Source organism: Effusibacillus lacus, from assembly GCF_002335525.1.
Taxonomy (GTDB): Bacteria; Bacillota; Bacilli; order Tumebacillales; family Effusibacillaceae; genus Effusibacillus; species Effusibacillus lacus.
This window is the reverse complement of sequence record NZ_BDUF01000097.1, coordinates 19,174-30,109: the sequence shown is the minus strand read 5'-3', so window position 1 is coordinate 30,109 and position 10,936 is coordinate 19,174. Positions and strand designations below refer to the sequence as shown.

The following is a 10,936-nucleotide window of genomic DNA, read 5'->3' as shown; positions in this document are numbered from 1 at the left end:
ACTGAAGAGTGGAATTTTTCTCAAGTCGAGGTGCAGATTCATGGCAGGACATTCCAAATGGAAAAACATTCAACATAGAAAAGGCAAACAGGATGCGCTGAGGGGGAAGCTGTTTACCAAGATCTCACGGGAAATTTTCAGTGCCGCCCGGTCAGGCGGTGGTAATCCCGATACCAACTTCCGCCTGCGGATGGCAATTGATAAGGCAAGGGAGGCAAACATGCCCTCTGACAATATTCAGCGAACGATTGACAAGGCGCTTGGCAATATTCCCGGGGTCACCTATGAAGAAATGGTTTATGAAGGGTATGGGCCTGGCGGAGTAGCCGTAATGCTGGAATTGCTTACGGACAACCGGAACCGGACCGCAGCGGAGATTCGCCATATCTTCTCCAAACGCGGCGGGAATCTGGGGGAAACGGGATGCGTAGGCTGGATGTTTGAACGAAAAGGAGTATTGACCGTAAATAAAGAAGACAGTTCACTTTCGGAAGACGATCTGATGATGCTGGCCCTGGATGCTGGTGCCCAGGATTTCTCGGCAGAAGACGATCAATACGAGATCACGACGGCACCCGAAGATTTTGCCGCCGTGCAGGAAGCGCTTGTGGGACAGGGCGTGAAGTTTGAAGACGCGACTGTCACCTTCGTTCCGCAGAATACGGTGGAACTTCGCGGAGAAGACGCCAGGAAGATGCTCGAACTCTATGAAGCGTTGGAAGAACACGATGACGTGCAGGCAGTCTATTCCAATTTTGAAATATCGGATGAAGAGCTGGAGAAGATCGGGTAATTCCGGTCATTTTGACCGTTCAAGCAGAGTCTGTAATACTGAAAGGGTAACCGTCGACCGGTTACCCTTCTTTCTTTACCTGCCCCCCGGCAAGTTGATTCTGCTCAGTTTGTCGGTTGGGAGGAAGGGTCCTGGTGGTCGCCTTCCGGTGCGGACGCTTGAGCGGCAATTACCATGAGGCCGGCTCCGACGGCAGCAGCAAGCAAAAACAACGGTATAATGTTCGGATCCATACACTCACCTTCCTCCTCAAGATTTGGTTCATTTTGTTCTCATATATATAGACGTCGCAAAGCTGCAAAAGTTTCAGGGGGTGGTGAGAATTTTTTTAAAAAAATTTTGCCATATCTGGAATTTGCAGAATGCCTGAAAGGTCCATGCTATACTGGAAATAGAAAAAAACGGGAGGTTGCGCCTATGGATCCATTCGACAAGCGCATTCCGGCAACGATTTTGACAGGTGCCCTGGGCAGCGGAAAGACCACTCTGCTGAACCATATTCTAAAGGAAAACCACGGACTGAAAGTCGCCGTCATTGTAAACGAATTTGGTGAAATCTCCATTGACCACCAGTTGGTGGTGGGCACTAAGGAGGAAGTAATGGAGCTTGCCAACGGCTGCATTTGCTGCACGGTCCGTGAAGACCTGCAGCAAGCCATCGAAAAGATCCTCGAACGAAGCGAACAACCGGAATATCTGCTGGTGGAAACTACCGGTCTGGCCGATCCGCGGCCGGTGGCACAGACGTTTTTGATTGATCAACTGTCTGAACGAGTCCGTCTTGATGCCATTGTCACGGTGATTGATGCCGGCAGATTTTCGGAGAATCTGGAACTGAGCGGGACAGCCACTGATCAGATCCTGGCTGGGGACATCCTGCTGCTTAACAAGATCGATTTGGTTACCCCTGAAAAGGTACGAGAAATCAAAGATGAAATCGGAGATTTGAACCCTTCGGCCCGGCTGCTGGAGACGACCAATGCCCGGGTGGACCTGCGCCTGCTGCTGGATGTCGGGATGTTCCAGTTGGAAAGAATGTTCCCACAAGGTGACAAGGATGATCAGGTACTGCTGAAAGACGAATTGGTGCTGCTGGAAGAATGTCCGGATTGCCTGTCAGGAGTGGCACATGAACATATCCACAGCCATTTGCATGATGATGAAATCTCCTCTGTGTCCTTTGTGAGCGACCGCCCCTTCGACTATGACCGGTTGGGCGAATTCATGGGCAATCTGCCGGAAGGAATATTTCGTGGTAAAGGGATTCTCTGGATTGACGGTTACGATGAAAAATTGATCTTTCACCTGGTTGGGGACCGGAGCCAGGCTGTGGCCGACGGGGATTGGGGCAGCATTCCCCGCGAGAACAAACTTGTGTTCATCGGGAAAAGGTTGGACCGGGAAGATATTCTGAGCAGGCTGCAGGGGTGCTTGATCTGAGACTTATGGGGTCGATGCCTGCCTGAAGGGTACAGGATTTTACGTTCATCTAACGAATATTTTATTGAAGGAGGGCGGGCATTATGCGGATTGTGGGAATTGACCCGGGTTACGGCCGGACAGGCTACGGGGTTATCGAACTGACCGGCAACCGGTTGCGCCCGCTGGAATTCGGATTGATTGAAACAAGTACGAAGCTCTCTATGGAAAAACGGTTACTTCAGATCTACGACTCCCTGCTGGAAATCTTTTCCCGCCGCAAGCCGGAATCCCTTGCGCTGGAGGAACTGTTCTTCAGCAGGAACGTAACGACCGGGATCGGGGTCAGTCAGGCAAGAGGCGTCGTTTTGTTGGCTGCGGCCCAAACAGGCTTGCAAGTGGCGGAGTACAAGCCAGTTCAGATCAAACAGTCCATTACGGGCTACGGTAAAGCGGAAAAGCAGCAAATCCAGGAGATGGTGCGCATGTTTCTGGGACTGCAGGATGTGCCGAAGCCGGACGATGTGGCGGATGCTTTGGCAGTTGCCATTACCCATGCCCACATGGTCCCGTACCTTTCCAAATTGGGTCAGCTTTGATTGAGGTGTTGGTGTGATAGCGTTTGTTGAGGGTATCGTGGAAGATGTTGCACATGATCATACAGTAGTAAATGTAAATGGGATCGGATACCGGGTATATGTGTCCGGTACAACGGCATATTCCCTGCAACCGGGTTCCAGGGAGCGATTGTATACTCAGCAGCATGTGCGGGAGGATGCAATCACACTCTACGGTTTTAAAAGCAGAAACGAACGGGACCTGTTTGTGCGGCTGCAGAATGTATCCGGAGTGGGCCCAAAAGCTGCAATGACGATTGTGGGAGCAGCAGAGGTGGATGCTATCGTGGAGGCCATTCAGACAGAGCGGGTGGATTTTTTGAAGCGGCTGCCGGGAATCGGGCAGAAAACGGCCCAAAGATTGATTATCGAGTTGAAAGACAAGCTGGATGATCTTGGCACGCCGGGAATCGGAGGAATTGTCGTTCCTGCGGGAGATAGTCCATTAACAGGGGATTCCGGGTTGTTTGATGCGCTTTTGGCACTGGGCTATAATGAGAAGGAAGCACGGGCGGCTGTTCGCAAGTTGTCGAATGAGGCCGCGGAAGGAGCTTCGCTTGAATCCCTCATAAAGAAAGCTTTGCAACTCTTGGCAAAATAGATCTCTTCTTCAGCGAAACAAGGGATTGGCCTGCAGTGGGGGACTGTTTGCAGCGCAACGCGAGATGGGAGCGGGAAGATGGAAGATCGCATTATATCCGCACAATATATGGGGGAGGACGGAGCGCTTGAATCGCTCCGCCCTCGCTATTTGGAAGAATATATCGGGCAGAAGCAGGTCAAAGAGAACCTGCGGGTGTTCATTCAGGCGGCCAAGATGCGTCAGGAAGCACTGGATCATGTGCTGCTTTACGGACCTCCCGGACTTGGCAAAACAACACTGTCCAACATCATTGCCAACGAATTGGGCGTCAACATCCGTATAACATCCGGTCCCGCGATTGAACGACCGGGTGATCTGGCAGCCATCTTGACGAATCTGCAGCAGGGAGACGTACTGTTTATTGACGAAATCCACCGCCTGCACCGGACTGTGGAGGAGGTGCTTTATCCTGCCATGGAAGATTTCGCCCTGGACATTATCATCGGGAAGGGTCCCAGCGCCCGTTCGGTTCGTTTGGACTTGCCACCCTTTACCTTGGTGGGGGCGACTACCCGCGCGGGTCTTTTGTCCTCACCGTTGAGGGACCGGTTTGGAGTGGTCAGTCATCTGGATTACTATACGGTTGAGGATCTTTGCCGCATTGTGGTCCGGGCAGCTGACATCCTGCAAGTAAAAATCCTGCCGGATGCGGCAGTGGAAATCGCCGGCCGATCCAGGGGCACTCCCCGGGTGGCAAACCGCCTTTTAAAACGTGTGCGGGATTTTGCCCAAGTCCGCGGGGACGGGATCATAACCCGGGATCTTGCGGCAGACGCCCTGAGACAAATTCAAGTCGATCCTTTGGGGTTGGATCAGGTGGATCATAAGCTGCTGCTGTCGATCATGGACAAATTCCAGGGGGGCCCAGTCGGGCTGGATACCATTGCGGCAACTATCGGAGAGGAACCGGATACGATTGAGGACGTATATGAACCTTACCTGCTGCAGATCGGATTTTTGCAGCGAACTCCACGGGGACGTGTGGTAACCAATGGCGCTTATGCACATTTCGGGAGGGTGGCTCCGAATGAATCCGGTAGCTAAAACTTTGCTGGGAATCGGAATTGCATTCATCGTTCTTGCTCTGATCTGGCAAGCAGGCGGCAAATGGCTTGGATACCTGGGTAGATTGCCCGGCGACATTGTGGTAAAGAAAGACAATTTTTCTTTCTATTTTCCCGTCATGACAAGCATTTTGATCAGCGTCGCACTGACTTTGCTGACTCTTTTGTGGAATTATTTCCGCAGATAACGGCCGATACCCCACAAAAACAAGCTTTCCCTCGAAATTTATATCAAGCGAGGTGGAATGGGTGGCGATTCTACCGTTCCGTCGCAAAAAAACGGAAGAGCACTCGGATCTGAACCAATTGATCGACCTGATCCAAAAGGGCGACTCAAGACTGCGGAACAAGTTGCTGGAGGATTATATCCCGTTCGTCGCCAAATGCGCATCCCAGACAACCGGCCGTTATGTGGAGCCCGGAGTTGATGACGAATTCAGCGTCGCCTTGTCTGCGTTCAATGAGGCAATTGACCGATATGACATACAAAAAGGAGCCAGTTTTCTTGGCTTTGCAGAAACGGTAATCAAGCGGCGCCTGATTGATTTTTACCGGTCGCAGTCGGTCCGGAACAAAGATGTCCCATTCAGCGATTTTGACATGGATGACGAGGAAGACCACGTGGTCAACTATGTGGAAGTCCAGAGGTCGCTGGATTTGCATCAACAAAGCATTGAAATCGAAACGCGCCAGGACGAAATTATCCGATTCACGGAATGGTTGGCCGAGTTTGACATTAGTCTTGACGAGCTTGTGGAACTGTCACCCAAGCACGCAGACGCACGGCTGAACGCAATGGAAGTGGCCCGGGTCATTGCCGGTGACAGCGAGTTGAGAAATTACCTTATGGACAAAAAAGCGCTGCCGTTGAAATTGTTAAGTTCCAGAGTCTCTGTCAGCCGAAAAACGGTTGAACGGCAGAGAAAATATATCATAGCCATCACGTTGATTCTGATTGGCGAGTTTGAAATGCTAAAGGGATACATTCAGTAGAGTTTAGAGGGTGGGCAGTCATGCATGAAACAAAAGGAATCATCATGAAAGTAACTGGCTCCCATGCGATTGTAATGACAAAAGACCGGCAGTTTTTGCGGATTCCTGCACAGGCCGGGATGCGTATAGGGCAAGAGGTTGATATGCCAGCCTCGTCCAAGAAGCGATTTGCCGCATGGAATGGGATTGGGCTGCTGGTGGCCTGTCTTGCTCTTGCACTTGGCGTATGGCAGATGAAACCGCTATTTGAGCCAGGTCCGGTTTCGGCATATGTTGCCATTGATATCAATCCAAGCCTGGAACTGGCAGTCGACAAGGAGAAAGAGGTTCTGCAGGTGGTTCCCTTAAACCCTGACGGCGAGGCGTTGGTCAAGGGGCTGCATCTGAAAGGGAAGTCAATTGAATCGGCCGTTACCGATTTGGCAGACGAAGCGGCAAAGCAGGGTTTCCTCAAGCAGGATAGCGAAATTCTTGTCACCGCAACGGATGCGGGGGCTTCCCGGTTAAACATTGAAGATCTGGAACAACAAGTAATGACATCCATGCGCCAAACCCTGCAACAGTCTGGAATTGCCGCCAATGTGGGAGGCGTCCTCGTGTCGCAGGAGATCCGCCAGGAAGCGATGACGGTAGGGCTTTCTCCGGGAAAATACGCACTTTATCTGCAGGCACAAGCCCGTGAAATTCCCGTAACCGTCGAGGAATTGAAGAATCAGTCGGTCTCCGATGTAGCCAAACAGCACGGCAAAGACATGAAAGAAATTATGCAAAGCATGAGTGGCAGCAAAAAATTGGAGGATCTGCTGGCGGAATTGAAAGAGAAGCACCTGAAGGCGATACAGCAAAAGCAAAACAACGGAAACCGGCAGGATAACAAGAAGAACCGTGAGAACGAGAAAGATGAGAACAAAAAAGACGACGACAAGAAAGATGAAGACAAGAAAGACAACGGCAAGGACCAATCAGACAGCCGGCCCGGATGGAAAGGCCGTGAGGACGGCAAACCCGGTTCTGATAATGGCAGGCCAAGAGCGGTGATTCCATTCAAAGACGGGGACATTGACGGAAATTCCGGAAAAGATTCGGACAAAGAGGAACACAAGAAGAAAAATGAAAACGAGCAAAAAGAAGGCTTGGAAGAATGGCTGAAACAGTTCTTCGAGAAGCGGGATTCCAAGCATCGGCAGGAGGAAAACAAGAATCAGGACGACCAAGACGATGACAGATAATAGTTGATAGACAGGAGACCGGCTGGTTTTGAACATGCCGGTCTCCTGTCATCAAAGCGAGAAATGACTTCTGGGGAAGGATATTGGCTAAATATGTCGAAATTGAAGGGTAACTGAAACATTCGATGAGGAGACCGATATGGGACAAACAATAAAACCGTTCTGGAAAAGAATCAAAGTTGGCGTATGCAGTGTATTGTTGGCCGGGTCCCTGGTCCCCGCCGATATGCTTCCGCGAGCAAATGCAGTTGCCCAGAACTCTATCAGGGTCGCTCTCAGCATCAACTCTGACAAATATGACAACAGCTTTGATACGGTAAACCTTACGGGAAAATTGGGCGAACTGGCATTTGGCTTCCATACGGCTTCAGGTTTTCGTCCCGTATATCAAGTACCGATGGGGACAGTCATCAGAGGGAGCCTGGATAATTTCTATGTCGTTGCGGGAGAAGCCAACAGTTGGCCGGAAGCGGAAGCTCTCTTTCAAAAGCTTACGGCAGCAGGGTTCGCCAGCAATATCTTTGTGGAATCAAGGAGCGGCAGGAATATTTACCAAGTCGTCAACGGTTACTACGAAACCTACCAACAAGCGCAAAATGCGGCCAATTCAATAGGCGGACTGGGACTTGGGAAGAAGGTGGCCGGTTGGTACAGGCTTTCAACCGGAAGTCACCCGACCTATGACGCAGCCAAGCAGGCTGCCGACTCGATTCGGGTCAAAGGGTATGATGCCTATGTAAGTGCGAGGCAAACTGCAACAGGGATCAATTCTTATGAGGTTTGGGTTGGGAATGGAGCCACTGCGGCGGAACGGGATGCCCTCAAGGCGGAACTTGGCGGGAAAGGGATTCAGGCGGTTCCGGTCGATTATACTTCCAACTATGTTATGTTCAAACAAGATGCGGCATCCGAAACAAATATTGTCCATCACCTGTTCACGGAATCCACAAAACAGGAGCTTGTGTTTCAGGCAGGCGGGAACCCGGGGGTGATCCGGTTTGAGGAGAAGGGATTGACGTATCGCGGTCAATTGATTCTTCGAGGCTACAACCAGCGGCTGGCAGTGGTCAACCATCTTCCAATAGAAGATTATCTGAAAGGCGTTGTTCCGAAGGAAGTCAGCACCGGGTGGCCGATGGAGGCACTAAAAGCGCAAGCGGTTGCAGCACGGTCTTATGCAGTAAGACAATCTCCGACGAAGTGGGTGATTGCCCAGGTTGATGACACCGTATGGGAACAGGCTTACGGGGGATACACCTGGGAGCACGAAGACACCAGTCAGGCTGTTGAGGCCACCCGCGGCCAGGTTCTTATGTACAATAACGGCACTCCTGAAAATTACAATGACGACTATGTCGTTTCGACTTTTTTCTCGGCAACTCACGGCGGCCGCTCAGCTGATGCAACGGAAGTGTGGGGGAATGCGGTTCCCTATCTGAAGTCGGTGGACAGCCGCTGGGACAGCATCTCCATTGAAATCAACCAGGAGCCTGATTGGTACCGGGTGGTGCTGCCGAGCGGAATGATCGGATATATTCGGCATGATTTTGTTGCCAAATCGGGTACAAAGAATAATCTTGGACTGGAAGAAGGCATCGTAAAAGACGATTCTAACGTCCGTCCTTTACCTGACATCTCACGCATCACGGGAAAAATTATCGGTACCGCCAAGAAAGGCGAGCGGGTAGTGATTCTTGAGACCCGGAAAGAATATGACGATTCCGCATGGATGCGTGGTTTCACAGCTACTGAACTTCAGAACCGGCTGGGCCTGGCAAGCCCTGTCACCTCCTTTCAAATCTCCGAACAGGGTCCATCCGGGCGTGTCCGGGCAGTATCTGCCAACGGGCAACAGATACGTCCGCGAACCGGCGATGAGATGCGAGCTGTACTGGGAGTGACAGGAACGCTGTTCTCGATTGAAGCTACCGGGGAATACATGGTGCTGGGAGCCAACGGGAGCCACAGTGCTTATCCCGCTGCAAGAACGCAGGGGCAAATCCTGCACGCGGTATCCGGCAGCGGAACGGTAGCCCAGGTAAACGGAGCCAACGATTCGTTTGTCATCATGAACCATCAGGGAACCACCCGGGTTGCAACCAAAGACCCCGCTTTCATTCTGTGGGGCGGCGGCAACGGTCACGGACTGGGCATGTCCCAATGGGGCGCTTATGGCATGGCAAGGGAAGGTTATAAGTACGACCAGATTTTGCAACACTATTATACAGGTACGTATTTGACACCCAAGCAATGAAAGATCCCGGGGCGTGTGGAGCAACACGCCCCAACGTATGTCCTTGAAGACGAGGCATGTTACAGGAGAACCGAGATGAGAGTGGAAGATTTTGATTTTGAGCTGCCGGAAGAATTGATCGCGCAGCATCCCTTGCAGGAACGGACAGGTTCGCGCCTGCTGGTGCTGGGGCGTTCCTCCGGCAGAATCGAACACCGGATGTTTACCGAATTGCTTGATTATTTGCAGCCGGAAGATTGCCTGATCCTGAATGATACCAGGGTAATACCCGCCCGATTATATGGACGGAAGCCCGATACGGGTGGTCAAGTCGAGTTTCTTTTGCTTAAGGAGAGGGGACCTGACTTGTGGGAGGTACTGGTCCGGCCCGGGAAACGGTTGAAGCCGGGAACGACGGTCGAGTTTGGAGACGGAATGCTCAGGGCGGACATCCTGGAGACTACGGAAGAAGGCGGACGGATTGTCCGTTTCGATTATGAGGGACTCTTCTATGAGGTCCTGGACCGGTTTGGGGAAATGCCGCTTCCGCCCTATATCACGGAGCGTTTGGAGGATGCGGAACGATACCAGACCGTTTTTTCCCGGAACAAAGGGTCTGCTGCCGCTCCTACCGCCGGCTTGCATTTCACCGGTGAGTTTCTGGACAAAGTCCGGGCAAATGGCGTTCGGACGGGTTTCGTTACGCTGCACGTAGGACTGGGCACCTTCCGGCCGGTATCGACGGAGACAGTGGAAGAACATAAGATGCATGCCGAATATTATGAGTTTCCCCAGGCAACTGCGGATCTGATCAGGGATACGAGACAACGGGGAGGACGGGTGATCGCCGTAGGCACCACCGCATGCCGGACACTGGAGACAGTGGGAAGCAAAATGGCTGCTCTTGGTGAAGATTCCTTGAGAGAAGACAGGGGATGGACGGATATCTTTATTTACCCCGGTTATTCATTTAAGGTGGTCGACGGTTTGCTGACCAATTTTCACCTGCCCAAGTCCACCCTGATCATGCTGGTTTCCGCTTTGGCAGGACGGGACAATGTAATGCAGGCATACGAAGAAGCTGTCAGGGAACGGTACCGTTTCTTCTCCTTCGGCGACGCCATGCTGATCATCTGAATCCGAAACATTATTAATGCGAGGAGTCTTGGGAGGGAAGCCTGATGGCTGTTACATACGAATTGCTGACAACAGACAAACACACGGGTGCGCGCAGGGGAAGGCTGCATACCCCGCATGGAACCATCGAAACTCCCGTGTTTATGCCCGTAGGAACTCAAGCTACCGTTAAAGCAATGAGCCCTGAAGAATTGAAGGAGATTGGGGCTCAAATCATTTTGTCCAATACCTACCACCTGTTCTTGCGGCCGGGGCATGACCTGGTGAAGGAAGCAGGAGGGCTGCATAAGTTTATGAACTGGGATCGGGCCATTCTGACCGACTCCGGTGGATTTCAGGTGTTTTCTTTGTCGGATCTTCGGAAGATTACGGAAGAAGGGGTGGAATTTCGTTCGCATCTGTCGGGAGAGAAACTGTTCCTTTCACCGGAGAAAGCCATCGAAGTGGAGAACGCCTTGGGGGCCGATATCATCATGGCCTTTGACGAATGTCCACCACATCCCGCTTCCAGGGAATATCTGAAGGATTCCCTTGAGAGAACCACCCGCTGGGCCAAGAGGTGTAAGGAAGCCCACAGACGCCCACACGACCAGGCCTTGTTCGGAATTGTCCAAGGGGGAATGGAGAGGGATCTGCGGGAACGAAGCGTTTCCGAATTGCTGGAGCTGGACTTCCCGGGATACGCTGTTGGAGGCTTGTCGGTAGGGGAACCAAAGCCCGTGATGTATGAGGTGCTGGAGTTTACTGCCCCTTTGCTTCCGAAAGAGAAACCCCGCTATCTGATGGGGGTCGGATCGCCGGACGATCT

General features: G+C 51.9%; 12 protein-coding genes. 11 read left to right on the top strand and 1 reads right to left on the bottom strand.

Annotated elements, in window-relative coordinates:
• Positions 1–40 precede the first annotated feature (40 nt).
• Positions 41–793 carry a YebC/PmpR family DNA-binding transcriptional regulator gene (locus EFBL_RS16710; RefSeq protein WP_096183315.1) on the top strand — a complete coding sequence of 251 codons (753 nt, stop codon included), beginning with the start codon at positions 41–43 and terminating at the stop codon, positions 791–793.
• Between the two features lie 104 nt (positions 794–897).
• On the opposite strand, the gene EFBL_RS21710 is transcribed toward EFBL_RS16710, so the two are convergent.
• The gene (locus tag EFBL_RS21710; RefSeq protein ID WP_269432713.1) at positions 898–1,026 is read right to left on the bottom strand and encodes a hypothetical protein; all 129 of its coding nucleotides are present in this window, start codon (positions 1,024–1,026) and stop codon (positions 898–900) included.
• Between the two features lie 184 nt (positions 1,027–1,210).
• On the opposite strand from EFBL_RS21710, the gene EFBL_RS16705 reads away from it, so the two are divergent.
• The 10 genes from EFBL_RS16705 to tgt all read left to right on the top strand — a co-directional run.
• Positions 1,211–2,233, top strand: a complete 1,023-nt coding sequence (locus EFBL_RS16705) for a CobW family GTP-binding protein (protein WP_096183313.1) — start codon at positions 1,211–1,213, stop codon at positions 2,231–2,233.
• 83 nt (positions 2,234–2,316) lie between these two features.
• Positions 2,317–2,811 (top strand): crossover junction endodeoxyribonuclease RuvC, encoded by a 495-nt coding sequence (ruvC, locus tag EFBL_RS16700; protein WP_096183311.1) that lies wholly within the window; start codon positions 2,317–2,319, stop codon positions 2,809–2,811.
• Between the two features lie 13 nt (positions 2,812–2,824).
• Positions 2,825–3,430: a Holliday junction branch migration protein RuvA gene (ruvA, locus tag EFBL_RS16695; protein ID WP_096183309.1), complete on the top strand. Its 606-nt coding sequence runs from the start codon at positions 2,825–2,827 to the stop codon at positions 3,428–3,430.
• 78 nt (positions 3,431–3,508) lie between these two features.
• Entirely contained in the window at positions 3,509–4,516 is a 1,008-nt protein-coding gene (gene ruvB / locus EFBL_RS16690) for a Holliday junction branch migration DNA helicase RuvB (protein WP_096183307.1), read from the top strand.
• On the top strand, positions 4,500–4,724 hold the full coding sequence (locus EFBL_RS16685) for a DUF2905 domain-containing protein (RefSeq protein ID WP_096183305.1): 225 nt from the start codon (positions 4,500–4,502) through the stop codon (positions 4,722–4,724). Before ruvB ends, EFBL_RS16685 begins: the two co-directional genes overlap by 17 nt.
• Before the next feature lie 61 nt (positions 4,725–4,785).
• Positions 4,786–5,529: an RNA polymerase sigma factor SigI gene (gene sigI / locus EFBL_RS16680; RefSeq protein ID WP_096183303.1), complete on the top strand. Its 744-nt coding sequence runs from the start codon at positions 4,786–4,788 to the stop codon at positions 5,527–5,529.
• 20 nt (positions 5,530–5,549) lie between these two features.
• Positions 5,550–6,758 carry an anti-sigma factor domain-containing protein gene (locus EFBL_RS16675; RefSeq protein ID WP_096183302.1) on the top strand — a complete coding sequence of 403 codons (1,209 nt, stop codon included), beginning with the start codon at positions 5,550–5,552 and terminating at the stop codon, positions 6,756–6,758.
• A 139-nt stretch (positions 6,759–6,897) separates the two neighbouring features.
• On the top strand, positions 6,898–9,012 hold the full coding sequence (locus EFBL_RS16670) for a SpoIID/LytB domain-containing protein (RefSeq protein WP_096183301.1): 2,115 nt from the start codon (positions 6,898–6,900) through the stop codon (positions 9,010–9,012).
• A 75-nt stretch (positions 9,013–9,087) separates the two neighbouring features.
• Positions 9,088–10,128, top strand: a complete 1,041-nt coding sequence (queA, locus tag EFBL_RS16665; protein WP_096183299.1) for a tRNA preQ1(34) S-adenosylmethionine ribosyltransferase-isomerase QueA — start codon at positions 9,088–9,090, stop codon at positions 10,126–10,128.
• A 44-nt stretch (positions 10,129–10,172) separates the two neighbouring features.
• The coding region (gene tgt, locus EFBL_RS21490; RefSeq protein WP_231705851.1) for a tRNA guanosine(34) transglycosylase Tgt at positions 10,173–10,936 on the top strand (764 nt) is incomplete at its 3' end.